The sequence below is a fragment of the Arthrobacter sp. 9AX genome, assembly GCF_902506095.1.
Classification (GTDB): Bacteria; Actinomycetota; Actinomycetes; order Actinomycetales; family Micrococcaceae; genus Arthrobacter.
The window spans coordinates 4,262,700-4,277,923 of the sequence record NZ_LR733293.1 but is presented as its reverse complement, the minus strand read 5'-3'; the positions used below and the strand labels follow the sequence as shown (position 1 = coordinate 4,277,923).

Annotated in this window: 14 protein-coding genes and 1 pseudogene; 7 read left to right on the top strand and 8 right to left on the bottom strand. The window is 67.1% G+C overall.

All coding sequences use genetic code 11. The features are described from left to right. Nucleotides 1-233 precede the first annotated feature (233 nt). The gene (locus tag BACI348_RS19855) at nt 234-1,523 is read left to right on the top strand and encodes an ammonium transporter (protein ID WP_159829445.1); all 1,290 of its coding nucleotides are present in this window, start codon (nt 234-236) and stop codon (nt 1,521-1,523) included. A 148-nt stretch (nt 1,524-1,671) separates the two neighbouring features. On the opposite strand, the gene BACI348_RS19850 is transcribed toward BACI348_RS19855, so the two are convergent. Together BACI348_RS19850 and BACI348_RS19845 are read right to left on the bottom strand one after the other, a co-directional pair. Beyond that, nucleotides 1,672-2,682, bottom strand: a complete 1,011-nt coding sequence (locus BACI348_RS19850; protein WP_159829443.1) for a glycoside hydrolase family protein — start codon at nt 2,680-2,682, stop codon at nt 1,672-1,674. Nucleotides 2,683-2,879: 197 nt separating this feature from the next. Then, a complete protein-coding gene (locus tag BACI348_RS19845; protein WP_159830359.1) occupies nt 2,880-6,362 on the bottom strand; it encodes a DEAD/DEAH box helicase in 3,483 nt (1,160 codons plus the stop codon). A gap of 198 nt (nt 6,363-6,560) precedes the next feature. Between BACI348_RS19845 and BACI348_RS19840 the strand changes: the two genes are divergently transcribed. Further along, nucleotides 6,561-7,418: a DMP19 family protein gene (locus BACI348_RS19840; RefSeq protein ID WP_159829441.1), complete on the top strand. Its 858-nt coding sequence runs from the start codon at nt 6,561-6,563 to the stop codon at nt 7,416-7,418. A gap of 44 nt (nt 7,419-7,462) precedes the next feature. On the opposite strand, the gene BACI348_RS19835 is transcribed toward BACI348_RS19840, so the two are convergent. Further along, nucleotides 7,463-8,110 (bottom strand): DUF5655 domain-containing protein, encoded by a 648-nt coding sequence (locus BACI348_RS19835; RefSeq protein WP_159829439.1) that lies wholly within the window; start codon nt 8,108-8,110, stop codon nt 7,463-7,465. Between the two features lie 177 nt (nt 8,111-8,287). On the opposite strand from BACI348_RS19835, the gene BACI348_RS19830 reads away from it, so the two are divergent. The 3 genes from BACI348_RS19830 (at nt 8,288) to BACI348_RS19820 (ending at nt 10,509) form a co-directional block, all read left to right on the top strand. Then, nucleotides 8,288-8,965 carry a protein tyrosine phosphatase gene (locus BACI348_RS19830; RefSeq protein WP_159829437.1) on the top strand — a complete coding sequence of 226 codons (678 nt, stop codon included), beginning with the start codon at nt 8,288-8,290 and terminating at the stop codon, nt 8,963-8,965. A 202-nt stretch (nt 8,966-9,167) separates the two neighbouring features. Next, nucleotides 9,168-9,746, top strand: coding sequence for an RNA polymerase sigma factor (locus tag BACI348_RS19825; RefSeq protein WP_159830357.1), 579 nt, complete (start codon nt 9,168-9,170; stop codon nt 9,744-9,746). Then, entirely contained in the window at nt 9,739-10,509 is a 771-nt protein-coding gene (locus tag BACI348_RS19820; protein WP_159829435.1) for a hypothetical protein, read from the top strand. Before BACI348_RS19825 ends, BACI348_RS19820 begins: the two co-directional genes overlap by 8 nt. A gap of 14 nt (nt 10,510-10,523) precedes the next feature. On the opposite strand, the gene BACI348_RS19815 is transcribed toward BACI348_RS19820, so the two are convergent. After that, the gene (locus BACI348_RS19815) at nt 10,524-11,063 is read right to left on the bottom strand and encodes a COG4315 family predicted lipoprotein (protein ID WP_159829433.1); all 540 of its coding nucleotides are present in this window, start codon (nt 11,061-11,063) and stop codon (nt 10,524-10,526) included. 164 nt (nt 11,064-11,227) lie between these two features. Here BACI348_RS19815 and BACI348_RS19810 point away from each other — a divergent pair, with 164 nt between their 5' ends. Continuing rightward, on the top strand, nt 11,228-11,728 hold the full coding sequence (locus BACI348_RS19810; protein WP_159829431.1) for a sigma-70 family RNA polymerase sigma factor: 501 nt from the start codon (nt 11,228-11,230) through the stop codon (nt 11,726-11,728). After that, nucleotides 11,725-12,387 carry a zf-HC2 domain-containing protein gene (locus BACI348_RS19805; protein ID WP_159829429.1) on the top strand — a complete coding sequence of 221 codons (663 nt, stop codon included), beginning with the start codon at nt 11,725-11,727 and terminating at the stop codon, nt 12,385-12,387. The genes BACI348_RS19810 and BACI348_RS19805 overlap by 4 nt, the downstream gene beginning before the upstream one ends. Before the next feature lie 30 nt (nt 12,388-12,417). Here the strand turns inward: BACI348_RS19805 and BACI348_RS19800 are convergent. The 4 genes and pseudogenes from BACI348_RS19800 to BACI348_RS19785 all read right to left on the bottom strand — a co-directional run. Next, a pseudogene (locus BACI348_RS19800) lies at nt 12,418-12,642 on the bottom strand (SRPBCC family protein); the annotation flags it as partial. A gap of 137 nt (nt 12,643-12,779) precedes the next feature. Then, the gene (locus BACI348_RS19795) at nt 12,780-13,598 is read right to left on the bottom strand and encodes a DUF1206 domain-containing protein (protein ID WP_236557731.1); all 819 of its coding nucleotides are present in this window, start codon (nt 13,596-13,598) and stop codon (nt 12,780-12,782) included. 187 nt (nt 13,599-13,785) lie between these two features. Beyond that, nucleotides 13,786-14,709, bottom strand: coding sequence for a tRNA (guanosine(46)-N7)-methyltransferase TrmB (gene trmB / locus BACI348_RS19790; RefSeq protein WP_159829425.1), 924 nt, complete (start codon nt 14,707-14,709; stop codon nt 13,786-13,788). Between the two features lie 51 nt (nt 14,710-14,760). Then, nucleotides 14,761-15,180, bottom strand: coding sequence for a hypothetical protein (locus BACI348_RS19785; protein WP_159829423.1), 420 nt, complete (start codon nt 15,178-15,180; stop codon nt 14,761-14,763). Nucleotides 15,181-15,224: the final 44 nt, after the last annotated feature.

Sequence of the window (15,224 nt, the reverse complement as noted above, 5' to 3'; positions counted from 1 at the left end):
GCCCCCGCGGGGCCGGCGATAACCCTGATGCGTATCTTCCTGCTGCTATCAGTGGGACTGCTGAAACTCGCGTGTGGATGACAGAAACCATCATTTAACACGCCGGAAACCTAGTCCAAAATCGTCGCCATACAGTTGGAGCACGACGGCAATAGCCGGCCTCCGCTGAACTCTCCGGAGCGGCTCTGACGGCAATTTACCGTTCTCTCTTCGCATCACGAAAGGGGTTTCCCATGGATTCGGGAAATGTCGCTTGGATTCTGGCCAGCTCCGCGCTGGTTTGTATGATGATCCCCGCCCTGGCCCTGTTCTACGGGGGCATGGTGGGGTCGCGCCGCATCCTCAACATGATGATGATGTGCTTTGGCGGCGCAAGCCTGGTGGCAGTCCTCTGGGCGCTCTTCGGCTACTCGATGGCCTTCGGAAACTCCGTGGGCGGCATGGGGCTCATCGGGGACGTCACGGAGTTCCCCGGCATGGCGCAGCTGCTGCCCGCGGACGAGGGGGCCTCCATCCCGGTGATCCTTTTCGCCGCGTTCCAGCTGTTCTTCGCCTGCGTCACCACGGCACTGGTTGCTGGAGCCGCAGCCGGCCGCATGAAGTTCGGCGCTTGGATGCTGTTTGCCGGCATCTGGGCCACCGTTGTCTACTTCCCCATCGCGCACTGGGTGTTCGCCTTCTCCTCCGCTGACGGCAGTGTTACCGGCGGCTGGATCGCGAGCGGCATCAAGGCGATCGACTTTGCCGGCGGCACCGCTGTCCACATGAACGCCGGCGCCGCAGCCCTGGCCCTGGCCCTCGTCCTGGGCAAGAGCTCCGGCTGGCCCAAGGTGGAACACGCCAAGCCGCACAGCCGCCCGTTGGTACTGGTGGGCGCGGGTCTGCTGTGGGTGGGCTGGTTCGGCTTCAACGCCGGCTCGGCACTCTCGGCCGGCCAGTCGGCGTCGGTGGTTTTCCTGAACACCGCTGTTGCTGCGTCTGCCGGCCTCCTCGCCTGGGCGCTCGTTGAGCGGATCCGCCATGGCGCGGCCACCAGCATGGGCGCAGCCTCCGGCCTGATCTCGGCACTGGTTGCGATCACCCCGGCCTGTGGTGCCGTCAGCCCGCTCGGTGCGGTCGCCATCGGCGCGATTGCCGGGGCTGTATGCTCCCTCGCCATTGAGCTGAAATTCCGCCTCGGCTTCGACGATTCACTCGACGTGGTGGGTGTCCACCTCGTGGGCGGCATCCTCGGCACGCTGCTGATCGGCCTCTTTGCCACCGATGCCGCACCCAACGCCGTCAGCGGCCTCTTCTACGGCGGCGGCCTGGTCCAACTGGGCATCCAGGCATTGGCCACGGTCTCGGTCCTGGCATACTCGTTCGGCATCACCTGGGTCCTGGCAAAGATCCTCGACAAGACCATCGGCCTGCGCATCAAGCCGGAAGATGAGCTGCGCGGCATCGACCTCGCCGCCCACTCTGAGCTGGCCTATCTCACGGACGAGGATCCCGTGGAGTTGGGTTCGCCGCAGCGGGCCTAGCGTGCAGTAAGAGTTCCGGGTGGGGGCGCCCGGAATGACGAGTCAGGCAGAGGGCCAGGCCTTGGACCGGTGCCAGCATCAGCTGGCTTATAGTTCCAAGGTTTGGCCCTCTGCTGTGTGCAGTGTCTGGCGGGAAGGCTGGGTGGCTTTAGGGTTCGCTGCAGACCAGGCTGCCGTCCTGTACCTCCAGCACCGCAGCCCGGATGTGGCTGAGATGAGTTTTCGGGTCCGGCGCCATGGTGCCGATGTCCTCGCCGCCCCAGTGCGGGTGGGTGAAGTAGACCAGCAGGGCGCGGTCACTGCCGTCCTCGCGTTGCGGGAGCGGAACCACATCCGCGTGGCGTCCGACGACGGGCCTTCCGTCCACGGATTCCGGCGCCTTGAGGATGAGCCCGCCCGAGTGGTCCTGCCGGACCCAGCCTCCCGCACCGTCCTCGGAGCGGTAGATGCCCTGGCCGCGCCATTCGTCCACGATCATCCAGAACGCTCCGCCCAGCCGGAACACCTTGGGCCCCTCATGCGGCCGGCCCGGGATGGTGAGTCCTTCAAGGACCCACGACGACGGGTCCCCGGGTGTGTCGCTGACCGCGCTGCAGGTGTTCGAGCCGCGCGCCTCGTCTTTGTACCAGAGCCGGTAGCGGCCATCCCCGCACCGGGCGACGGCGGCGTCGATGACGCGGGGCGAGTCCAGGTCGATGGCGCCCAGGTACTGCCAGGTGAGCAGGTCACGGCTGGCGAACTGGACGATGGACGCCGTCCCGGTCCAGTCTGTCCGCACCCCGCCAAGCACGGTCAGGTACATGATCCACTGGTCGCCGATCCGTACGACGTCGGGAGCCCAGAGTGTCGCGGGCAGTTCAGTTTCCGGCGGGACCAGTCCGTCCACGGTTCCTTGGTAGGCCCAGGTGAGTCCGCCGTCGGACGATCTGGCCACGCCGATCGCGGTGCCGTGCACCCATTCCACGCCTGTCAGGCCTGGCGCAGTGGCCCGGCGCTGGGTGTAGAACAGCACCCACTCCCCGGTGCGGTGGTCCGGAACCAGGATGGGATCGGTGGGTCCGTCCCAGAGTGGATCGCGGTAGGGGTTCCGGAAGGCGTCCGGGCTCAGAAGCGGCGGGGCTGACGATACAACAGGCGTAGTGGCGGTCTGTTGGGACACAGATTTCTCCAACGTTGTAGTTTTCTTGCTGCATCCCAGCATATTCGTGTTTGGCGACTCGTAAAGGCGATCATGCTACGCACATTCGCCCGCGCTACCAAGATCCGGGCCGCGTCAGCGAATGGGCGGGTCGAAACCGGATTCCCGGGCCGAAACCAAATTCCCGGGTCGAAACCGGAACGGCCGGCGGGCGGAGGCTACTCCTGGAACAGCCCTGCCAGGTCCTCGGCCGTGATGGCGCCGCCGGCCAGGGCATCGCCCTCCATCACGTCGGCGAACAGCTGGGACTTCCGGGCTTTCAGCGCCATGACCTTTTCCTCGATGGTGTCCTTGGCCACGAGCCGGTACACCATCACGTTCCGCGCCTGCCCGATCCTGTGCGTCCGGTCCACTGCCTGCGCCTCGGAGGCCGGATTCCACCACGGGTCCAGCAGGAACACATAGTCGGCTTCGGTGAGGTTGAGGCCAAACCCGCCGGCCTTCAACGAAATCAGGAACACCGGCGCGCTGCCGTTCTTGAACTCACTGACCACGTCGGCACGGTTCCGGGTGCCGCCGTCGAGATAGCAGTACTCGATCTTCTCCTCGTCCAGCCGCTCGCGGACCTTCCCCAGGAACCCGGTGAACTGGCTGAAAATCAGGGCACGGTGCCCCTCCGCCACCAGGTCCTCCAGCTGCTCGAACAGCACGTCAAGCTTGCTGGACCGGACCGCCGTCAGCGCCGGGTCAACGAGCGAGGCATCCAGGCTGAGCTGCCGCAGCAGGGTCAGCGACTGGAAAATGGTGAAACGGTTCTTGTTGACGTCCTCGATCAGGCCCAGGATCTTTTGCCGCTCCCGCTGCAGGTGCGTCTGGTACACCTTCTGGTGGCGCGGGTTCAGCACCACTTCGAGGATCTGTTCCTGCTTGGGCGGCAGGTCCTTGATCACCTGGTCCTTGGTGCGGCGCATCATCAGCGGACGGACCCGACGGCGGAGCTTGTCCAGCTGCCCCTTGTCGCCGTTCTTTTCCACCGGCTTCTGGTAGTACTCCGCGAAGCGCTTGGGACTGGAAAACAGTCCCGGTGCCACGATCGAGGTGAGCGCCCAGAACTCCATCAGGTTGTTTTCCAGCGGGGTGCCCGTGATGGCCAGCTTGAAGGCGGCAGGCAGCTTCCGGGCGCACTGGTACGCCTTGGACTGGTGGTTCTTCACGAACTGGGCCTCGTCCAGCACCAGACCAGCCCACGACCGGGAAGCATAGGCCTCGTAATCGATCCGGAACAGGGCGTAGGACGTGATCACGATGTCCGCACCCGCAAGCGCCTCGGCCGGGACCCGGCTGCTCTTCGCGAAGGTCTCGCTGACGGCATGGACGTTCAGGCCGGGCGCGAACCGTGCGGCTTCCAGGGCCCAGTTGCCCACCACGCTGGTGGGGGCGACCACCAAAAAGGGAGCGCCGGCGTCGGGCGCGGAAATTGAAACGCCGGAAGGGGAAGGCTCCGCGGCAGCAGGTTCCTCCGCGGCGGCGGCCACGGCCAGTTCCTTCGCCGCGCACATCAGCGCGAGCGCCTGCACGGTCTTGCCCAGGCCCATGTCGTCGGCGAGGATGCCGCCCAGGCTGTGCTTGTACAGGAAGGTGAGCCAGTTGAAGCCCTCCAGCTGGTAGGGCCGCAGCTCGGCGTTCAGGGTGCCGGGCAGCGGGAGGCCGTCCATGCCGCCCTCGAGCAGGCCGCCCACCGCCGCGCGCCACGCCGCCGCCTGCTCGTCCACGACCCCCAGCTGCGCCAGCTCATCCCAGAGCCCGGCCTGGAAGCGGCTGATCTGCAGCGGCGCATCCTTGTTGTCCTGCAGCGAGCGCGCCTCCTCGATCAGGGCGCGCAGCTGGTGCAGTTCCGGCAGGTCGAGGGAAAAGTAGGCGCCGCTGGGCAGCAGCATCTTGGTCTGCCCGGCGGCGAGCGCGGAGAACACCGCGGCGAAGGACACCGGCTGGCCTTCGAGTGAAATCTGGATGCCGAGGTCGAACCAGTCGCGCTGCTCGGTGGCCTTGGTGGAGATGGAAACCACGGGCGCTTCCTCGGCCTCGCGGTAGTCGGCGATGTCTCCCACGGTGTCCACCTCCACGTCGGGGGCCTCGCGCAGGCGGGGGAGCACCTCCTCGGTGAAGGCCAAGGTGTCCAGGCCCTTCAGCTCCACGGACGCCGCGAGCCGGGGAGTGCCCCAGCCTGCGGTGGCGGACTCACCCAGCACGGGCACCACTTCCCACGGCCGGCCGACGCCCTCCAGGATGCGGGCCTCGGCAGTGTCGTCGCGGTAGCCGTGGTCGCCGGGGTGCCGCCACAGCGGCTGGGCGGTGACCAGGTTGCCCGTTTTGTAATGCCACTCCCAGTGCAGGCGCACGCGGTGGTCGGCGCCGTAGTTGGCGAGCAGCGAGAGGGTGGGGACGGCCAGCGCGGGCAGCGCGACGGACTCGTCCTTGGCGGTGACCCGGGCTGTCTGTTTGAGCTTGGGGTAGAACCCGGTGAGGAAGCGCGTCTCGTCCTTGGCGGGGATGTGCAGGGTGCTGCCGGCGGTGACGAACGCGAGCAGTTCCTCGCTCAGGCCGCCCTCCAGGGGTGCCAGCGTGATGGTGCCGTCGGGGTCGGGAACTCCCGGCAGGGAGGCTTCGCCGGAGGTGAAGAAGATGCCGTGCGCGGGCCGGCCGATGGTTCCCACGGCGGCCGGATCAACGTCTTCCCCTTCCACGGTGATGGTGGGCGAGAGCTCCAGCCCGACGTCGGACGCCTGCTCCTTGGCCGGCATGACTGGCTCGGCCGCGGGTTCAGTCACTGGCGCGCCGTAACGGCCCAGATTAAGGCCGACGGCGGCGGGGGACTCCGCGAGCCGCACCGGTTCGCCGCCGCGGGAGTGAACGAGCGCGAGGCCGATCTTCCGGGCGTCGGCCAGCAGGCTCCACAGGTTCTTGCCGGAGTAGGTGTTCAGGCCCAGCCACAGTCCGGAGGAGTTCTGCATCCGGCTGGCGGAGGCGGAGTGCGCGGCCAGGAACTCCTGCATCCACTCCACATGCGACGGGTTGCACTCGCGGCGGAAGTTCAGGTAGCTCAGGGTGTTCCAGGAGACGTCGCCGCGGATCCACTTGCCCTTGGAGCCCATAATCACCGGGCGGGCCTTGAGCTGGCGGACGCTGCGGAGCGGGTCGCGCCGCCCTGTGTAGGAGAAGTGCGGGGCAGGCTCCTCGATCTCGAACTGCAGTGCCAGCGGGGTACCGCTGGTTGAGGGTGTGATGCCGGGCCGCGAGATCAGCGGGCTGAGGGCTTTTTCCCAATCGGACACGGCCGTGGCGGGTTCACGGGAAACCTGGGTGGCGGTGCCCGGCGACAGCAGCTGGATGCGGGTGGCCGGGTTGTCCTCCGCCGCGAAGAGCAGCGCCGCCACGTGCTTGCAGTCCTTCCGGACCGGGCAGCTGCACACCCCCACCGTGCAGCTCCAGCCGCCGGCCTTGCGGACCAGTTTGGCGGTGGTGGAATAGGGCACGTCCGCGCCGCCGCGGACCTTGCCCAGCATGAGCCCGGTGGCGGCGTCAAAGGAGATGCCCGAGACGCGGCTGCCCATGGCATACGCCAGTCCGGCCGCCAGGGAACGGTCGTTGATGGCGGGGGTCTGTATTGCCAGTGCCGTACTTTCGTCCGGATGGGATGGAATGGTGCGCGCTACTTTCAGCAGGCCGCGGCGGGGCCGGGCTGGTGGTTGGTTATCTGATCCATCTTAGTTCGCCGGCGGGATTCAAAAGCCCCGCAAACTTCGCCGGACGTTCACTTCCCCCTCAACGCTGCGGGTACCCGGCGGACGTAGCGTGAAAAGCGTTCGAGCACCACCCGGTCCCAAGCAGTGAGGATTGCCATGATCACCACCCAGCAGCCCGTCGTCCTGACCAGCAGCAGCATCGCATCAACCGACGAGGACGTCGTAGAAGCCAATGTCAGCATCGTGGATGCCATGCACACCGCCCTGCTCCGCACCGGGGAGATGTCGCCCGTCGCCGTCCGCAGCTACTACGTGGACTTCTACCTCACCCAGGCACTCGAGGGCGGCTTCGCGCAGTACGTATTCACCGCCGTCGACCGAGCCGAAACGGACACCCTGATCCGCGAAGGCATGGCAGGCATGGGTGCCGCACCGCACCTCGACCTCTTCAACCGCGCCGTAGAGGCATTCGACGATCTGTCCGAGGAAGACGAGGAGCACTACCTCGACGGCGGCCTGGACGACACTGACGAAACGCCCGACGGCGTCCTCCGGATGGAGGAGCTCGACGGCGAGTTCGAGGAACTGCTGGAGAGCGAAAACATCACAGCCCTCAATGCGGCCTGGCTCCGCGGCCAGGCCGAACTTCTGGTACTGGACGACGAGGAGGTGGGCGCATACATCGAGCGCCTCGTCGCCCAGATCCCGGACCTGCCCGAACGCCAGGCGCAGGCCGACGCCGAAGCGCTGGAGGACGCCCCCGACTTCGAGATCATCATCCGCGAACTCTGCAGCATCGCCGGCTACGAGCTGGTCAAGATCACCATGGGCGACCCCAACTACCTGCGCGACGGCGCGAAGACCCTCGCCTGGCACTTCGCCACTGACCACGGCGACTTCCTGATGGTCGAAGAAGACGACGAGGCTTTTATGATCAACCCCGAAACGCAGGAGATTGTAGCGGCCGTGGAGTTCGAAGAAGCCGACGCCGAGATGGCCGAAGCCTTGGGGTAGAGGAAGTCCGGGACGCTTGACGGGGCGTCCACAGCGCCGCCCCGTCAGCTGTTCTGTGCCAGGGCGGTGGCCAGAGTCTCCAGCAGTTCGTCGTCCACCTGGTCCGCCGAGGTGAGCCGCACCCGGCGGGTGAACAGATCATCCGCCCGGGTCTTGACCGTCTCGATCCTGCCGGCCGCTGCCTGTAGGCCCACGGCATCCACGCCCGCGGCCCCGGGTCCGGTCGTATCCAGCCTGAGCGTCACGTCCACCGCGTTGTTGGTGGTCCTGGTGACCTGGGCGAACTTCCGGCGCGCGCTGTGGAGGGACACGTATCCCTTCCGCATCTGGATCGCTACGCCCCCGGTGGCAGAAGCCCACGCGAGGATCGCGTCCGCAATCGGCCGCAGGTGCGGATGGTTCGCGTACTGGCCGCCGATCAGCTCATCGGCGTCGCGCAGCATGAAGTCCGGATAGCCGAACATTTCCCAGGACACCGCGTATTGGGCGTACCCGGTCACGCCGAATTCGTCGCGCAGCCAGACCCGGAGCTCGCCGTCGCTTTGGATGCCGGCGGCGCGGGCCTTACCGGCCCAGTGCGCGGTGTCCTTACCGGTTTTCCGCAGCAGGCGGGCCTTGTTGTTATCCACCATCAGCTGCCAGGTGCCGGCTTCCTTTTGCGGCCCGGGTGCCGGCTCGGGGGTTGTAGGCATGCCTCGATCGTAGCGCCCGGCCTGTCCCCGCGTTTGCCCCCTTAGGCCTCGCGGCACGTGCCGCAAAAAAAGATTCCCCGCACCCGTAACCTTTCCGGCGTCCCCTGCGATGCAGGAGGTGATGGGCCCGCGCGCCGGGCCCGAATCGAAAGTGTTGTCTAAGTTTTGGAGAGTCTAATGTCGTTGTTCACCGTTCTCGCCACCAGCAAAGTCGCCGCCGGAGTACTCGCAGCCGGCACCCTTGCCGTCGGCGGAACCGGGGCCGCTGCCGTTTCCGGCGTCCTCCCCACCGAAGCACAGCAGGCCGCCCACGACGTCTTCGGCGCGCCTGCCCCGAGGCTTGCAGCAGAAGCTGCCGGTGAAGGCCAGGGCGCCGCAGAGTCGGCCGCAGACGCAGCAGCCAACGCCTCCACCGACGCAGACGCGGACGCGGACGCCTCAGCGGACGCCACCGTTTCCGACAAGAACATCGCTGCCAAGGCTTCTGTCTCCGCTGCAGCCGGCACCGCCGTTGATGCAGCCGGCGCCGCATCCCTCGGCCTCTGCACCGCTTTCGCCAACGGCGGCCTGGACGCTGCCTCTGAAGGCTTCTCCTCGCTCTCCATCGCGGCACAGGGTGAAGCGAACATCGACAGCTTCTGCACCGACGTCGCAGCCCAGGCTGATGCCGCCGCTGCTGCCGGCGCCGAAGCAGCCGGTTCCGCCGCTGTTGACGCACAGCGTCCCGAACTGCCTGCTGTTCCGGCAGTCCCCGCCGTTCCGGGTGTCGATGGCGAGCCCGCAGTTCCCGCCGTACCTGCTGTTCCGGCCGTCCCCGGCAACGCTGTGGACGCACCCTCCGTTTCGGTCCGCTAAGCCCGCTTAGCTAGTGTGTACTGCGGGGAACGGCACAGATTCCGTTTCCCGCAGTAGCAGTCCCGATCCCTAGGATCATCACCCGCACCCCTGGTGCAGCCCCCCGAATACCGACCGGGGACGCCGCCGGGAGGCAGCGGGGCAGTGCGGGAGGGACCCGCAGACCGCAGCGTAAACCGGGATGGGCATTGCCTGTCCCGGGATGGAGGAGCCGCTGGTGCTGGACACTTTGGCCCAAGAAGAGATCGACATATTCGACGCCGCCGCCGGCACCGACCCGGCAGCGCTCTTCGGCGTGGCCTACCGGACCTTCGCCGGCCCGGTACTGGGCTATCTCAAGGCACGCGGCGTGGACGATCCCGAAGCGGTCACCCAGGATGTTTTCCTCGCCTTTTTCCCCAAAATCAACGGCCTCACCGGTGGACTGCAGGGCGCAAAGTCACTGCTCTTCTCCATTGCCCACGCCCGGATGGTGGACCACTACCGCCGGCTGGAACGCCGGCCCCAGCTGACTCCGTACGACCCCCAGGAAGACAGCCGCAGTACACCCTCGGCGGAACATCACGCGGTGGAGCTCACCGGCGGGGCCGAAGCACTGCTGGCCGGGCTCAGCGATGAACACCAGGAAGTACTGGCCCTGCGCGTGGTGGCCGACCTGTCCATCGAAGAGGTGGCCGCCATCATGGGCAAAAGCGAAGGAGCCGTCAAACAGCTTCAACGCAGGGCCCTTCGAAACCTCAAGGCACAAACGCTCACAAGAAACCAGGCAAACCATGAGTGACACCGCAGGAATCCGCCGCGGCGGGGCAGTCGACCGGCTGCTGCTGGAAGCAGACCTGGACGGCGACAGCCAGCTCCGCCCCGTCCTCCTGGAACTCCAGGCGCTGGGCACCGTTGCCCCGGAGCCCTCTGCCGAACTTCTCGCGCTGATGGGCGGCGCCCCGGCAGTTGGTTCGCCGGCAGCCGGTGCCTCGCCTGAAGTTGATGCTGACCTTGCAGCCAGTGCCGCCCCTCCGGCCAAACCATCCGCGGCTCCCGTTGACGAACTCGCAGCCCGCCGCAGGGCACGGCGCAGGATCGCCCTCACCACGTTGTCCGTGGCGGTCTCACTCGGCGCCGGCGGTGCCGTTGCCGCAGCATCAGACCAGGGCATCCGCGACTCGTTCACACAACTCAACCAGGCTGTCACGTCCTTCATCACCGGCACAGCCGCTGCCCCCGCCGGCGAGCAGGCAGGCCAGCCCGCCGCGCCTGCACGTACGGCGACCCCCGGAACCGAAGCCGGGGACCCGGCGGCGATCCCGACAGGCCCCGCCGCAGCCACGCACCCGACGGCCTCATCGACGTCGGACGGTCAAGCTGCGACGGAGCCCGCCAAGGGCCAGCGAACTTCCCCAGGAAAGCCCGGGGAAGTTCCCGCTTCAGGAACCCTGCCCGGCGAAGTTCCCGGACACCTGGCTGACGGCCTGGGCAAACCGCCCGAGGTGCCGGTCCCCTCGGAGGTTCCCCTGCCGGGGACGCTTCCGGCCGTTCCGTTGCCCTGACGGGTGGTTTTGCGTCAGTAACCGGAGGCTCCCATCTTGATCATTTCGCCCGCCGGGTCCGCCAGGTACCAGACGCTATTAACGCCCTGTCCCGTGATGTCGCCGGGCTTGGTGTCCTTCGCGTAGTAGTACAGCGGCAGCCCGTTCAGCGTCACCTGCTTTGTGCCCTCCGGCGTGGTGATGGTGCCCAGCGTCCCACTGATTCCTTCGGCCTTCGGCTGCGCAGCAGTGGTGAGAAGCGGGGGCCACGCCGCGAGGCACCCGCCGGTGCAGGCGCTGGTACCGGAATCCTTGACGTCCTTGGTGAAGAAGTAGACGCTCATGCCCTTGCCGTCCACCACGATGTTTCCGGCGCTTGAGGATGCGGTCTTGAGGTCGACGGCGGCACTCGCCGTTGACGTGGACGGGGCGGAAGGAGAGGCAGAGGCAGCCGGCGAACTCCCCGTGGCAGCCGGACTGGTGGCCGCAGGAGTCGTTCCGCCGCCGCCGGCACACCCGGTCAGGGCCGCCGTCAGGGCCAGGATGGCGAGGCCTGTGCCCATATGCTTTTTCATGGGTTGCTCCTTTGCTGGTGCCCGGCGCCGGTCGCCGAACGCTAACCAATACGACGCACGTGGGTGAAGAATGGTTCACGATGAACCAAAAACCGGATCTGGACGTCGTACCAGCCGGGAAGCACGGAGCAACCGTGCCGGAGGGCGGGACAGGAGGCCCTGGAATGCCGCTTGACGAGGACGTGGTGGAGGCCATTTACCGGGAACACGGAGCGGCCCTCCGCCGTTTCGTGCTCAGCGCCTCCCGCGACCCCCAGCTCGCCGAAGATGTGGTCCAGGAAACCGTGCTCCGCGTCTGGCAGCACGCACCAGAGGTCACCGGCAGTCTCCGCAGCTACCTTTTCCGGACCGCAAGGAACATCATGATCGACAACTACCGCCGCGCCCAGCGCCGCCCGGCGGAGGCACTGGACGGCGGCCTCAACGATACGGCCGAGGCCGTGGAACGCGTGGATGAGCTGCTGAACCGGGTGCTCATCGAGGAGGCGCTGCTGCGCCTCAGCAACGAACACCGGGACGTCCTGGTGGCCCTGCATTACCGCCGCTTCACAGTGAACGAGACGGCAGTGCAACTGAACATCCCGAGCGGAACGGTGAAATCCCGGGCCTATTACGCCGTGCGTGCCCTGCGGACCATCCTGGACGAAATGGGTGTGGAACGGTGAACACTTCCGGGCTGCACCAGTTGCTGGGGGCCTACCTGCTGGGTGGGCTGGATGCCGTGGACCTGAAGAGTTTCGAAGACCACCTCAGCGAGTGCGTGCAGTGCCGCGAAGAACTGGCCGGGCTGGAGAAGATTCCGGTGCTGCTGGACGCCGTCCCCGTGCCGGATGCCGTGGCGCTGACAATTGTTCCGTCCACCGTTCCTGCCGCGCCATCAGCCGCTGCCCCGGTGAGCCTCCTCGGCAAACTGGCGCGCCGCCGTCGTAACGTGCGACGGCGGTGGGTGGCGCTGGCGGGCGCAGTCGCAGCTGCCTGCCTCGCCGCGGGGCTGGCGGCGGGTCCGCTCCTGAGCCGGGCCCCGCAGCCGGACGCCACGTACTCCGTCCAGTCCGGCGGCGGCCTGCAGTTCAGCATCGACCTGGCCCGGAAGACCTGGGGGACGGAGCTGGCAGTGAGCGGGAGCAGCCTCCCGTCCGACGGCACCCTGTCGCTCTGGGTCCGGGACCGGGCCGGCGGGGAGGACCGGGCGTGTGCCTGGACGGCCACCCCGAGCGGCCGGGTCAAGGTTACCGGGGCGACGCCCATCCAGCTGGGCAGCATCTCCAGCGTGGAACTGAGGGACGGCACCCAGCAAGCCGTCGCCGTGATTACCGTCCCGTGACGTTGGGTGCCGGGATGTACGGTGTTTAGGCTAGGGCTGCTTCGAGTCGGTGCTGCCCGGTGCCAGGGCGCGGAACCCGGCCACGAGCGCGGGGTCTTCGCAGGCGCGGGCGAACGCTTCGATCCGTTTTTCGATTTGCCGGCCCAGCAGCCAGGCGCCGATCCGTTCCATCACCGACCGCAGCAGTGCCGGGCGGCAGGAGAAGGTGTACTTCCAGACTGCCCGCGTGCCGCCGTCGTCCGCAGTGAACCGCCAGCAATCCGGATGAGGCGTTCGGCGCGTACCTGGGGCATGGTCCAACCCTAGCCACCGCTGCGCTCCAACATCTGCAGGCGGTCCTGCACGCGGACCGTTAGGCGCCGCGCTGTTCGTGCAGCGCACGCCACCCGCGGCTACTTGGTCATTTTTGCCAGCCGCGCCCGAACCACCATGTAGACGCCGTAACAGATCAGCCCCGCACCCACGGCGGCCAGCACATACACGCCGAACGGCTGGTCGCGCAGTGCCCGCAAGGCTCCGTCCAGTCCCGTGGACTCCTCCGGATGTGCCTGGAGGGTGGCAATGGCGATGAGCAGGCCGGTCAGCAGCAGCACGATTCCCTTGGCCACGTATCCGGTCACGCCCAGCACAGTGACGGCTTTCCTTGTCATCTGGGATGCAGGCATCCTGAGCTGCTTCTCAAAGGACTTCCTGATGCCGCGGATGCCATAGGCCACGCCCGTTACGGCGATAGCGGCACCCAGCAGGACCAGCAGTGCAACGCCGCCCGGAGCCTTCATCAGCGAGGCGGTGAGGTCGCTTGCTTTCTGCTGGTTGTCCCCGCTTGAACCCGTTCCCCGCGCGAAGGCCAGCAGCGTCAGGGCGAGTCCTGCGTACACGAAGGCCTGGGCCGCAGCTTTGCCTTTGTTCTTGGCTTTTTCCTTGGTGGGGAGGTGGCTGTAGTCGAAGATGGCATCGCTGGCCTGCCACAGCGCAAGGGCCGCGCAGGCGGCGAAGCTTGCCCAGAGCAGGAAAGGTCCCGCGGGCTGGGTGGCCAGCTCTGCCACGGCGCCGCTGATGTCTGCGTTTCCCGAGCCGCCCATGGCCAGCCGGATGGCAATGGCGCCCACCAGCAGGTGCAGGATGCCGCTGGCCGCAAAGCCGGCCCTCGCCAGCAGCTCCAGGGTGCGGGAGTTGGTGACGTTCTCCGCCGCGTCCGCGGCCTGCCTCAGTTCTCTTTTGATGGCTGTTCCTTTATGCCGGCGCTGATGCGCGAAAATTGCGTGCCCCGCGCACCGCCATCGTGTCACGCCCCGGTGGCCGCGGCCAGTAATTGGGACGACTATGTGGAATAGCCCGCAGAGCATGTGGTTTCCGGGCAAGGCACGGCCGTCCCAGGCCCGCCGCAGGCCGTCGCTGCTAGATCCGGCGGTAGCAGAGATCGAAGATCATACGCCCGGCTTCGTGTGCCTTGGCTTCGAAGCTGGTCCGGATCCGGCCCTCGAAACGGGGTGCCCAGCCGCCCGTTGCGTCCACTCCCTCGTTGGGCCCGGTATGTTCAGTGCTGACCGGCGCCCGGCCCTCCCGCACGGGTGCCCCGCCCACCACTGATTCCACGCCGGACTGCCACACCTGGGTCAGCGGACTCTCGGGTCCGCGGCGCTCGCCGGCGTGCAGGTTCTCAAAGTCCTGCGAGTCCGCCAGGACGTCGCGGACGTGGACGGCGTAGTTGGACCAGTCGGTGGCAATCCGCCAGAGGCCGCCCTTTTTCAGTGCGCGCGCCGCCAGTCCGGCGAACTCGGGCTGGATGAGGCGCCGCTTGTGGTGCCGCGACTTGTGCCAGGGGTCGGGGAAGAAGACCCAGAGTTCGCTGACCGAGCCCTCGGGAAGCATGGTGGCCAGCACCTCCGGGGCGTTGGCCTCCACCACCCGGACGTTGCTCAGACCGCGGCTGTTGATTTTGATCAGCGTGTTGGCGAGCCCGGGGGTGTAGACCTCCACGGCGAGGAAGTCGGTGTCCGGGTTCTCCTCGGCGGCGTGGCAGATGGCGTCGCCCAGGCCCGAGCCGATCTCGACGATGAGGGGAGCCTTCCGGCCAAACTCTGCCTCGGCATCAAACGTGTAGTCCGGGTGAACCGACGTGTTGGCCACATGCCGGGGGACGTTCACCGCCCACCGCTCGGCATGCAGTTCCCACGCTGCCTGCCGGCGGCCCTGCAGGCGGGTGCCGCGGCGCACGAAGCTGACGGGCCGGCCCCCGTACGTGCCGTAGGAAGCCTGCGTGCCGGGGGTTACCGGCCTGGGGACATGCTGCGGCTGGGGGGTTTCTGGGGATTCGCTCATCCCTTCCAGAATACCGGCGGGTGGACAGCCGGAGGAGCAGAAGCCGGACAATCAATAGGACCGCCGCAGGGACTCGTCGAAAAACCCCGTGCCAATCATGAACTGCAGCGTGGCTATCAGCCCGGCGAGAAAGAAGATGCCCATGAACGACAAAGAAATCACCGCCACCACCCAGGAGCCTGATCCGCGCCGGCACTTCCGCAGTGACGAACGTGCCAGCGAGACAGAGCTGATGCCTGCGAGAAGGGGAAGGCTCCAGAAAAAGACGGGTGCCAGCCAGGTCAGAGGGGTATGAGCCGTGGGACCCGCAGTCATGAGCATGGTGAACATTCCGATAGGGCCGGTGATGCCGATGCTGATCGGTGCAAGGAAAGCAAGGATCAGGCTCCCAACGGCCCCGCTGTCCGTCCCGGGTGACGGCGCTGGTGCCGGCAGGGGTGGGTCCGGGCTGGGAGGTTGGACGTTGCTCATGCTTCCAAAACTAGGAGCAGGGCTGCAGGGCCGGCAGGGATACA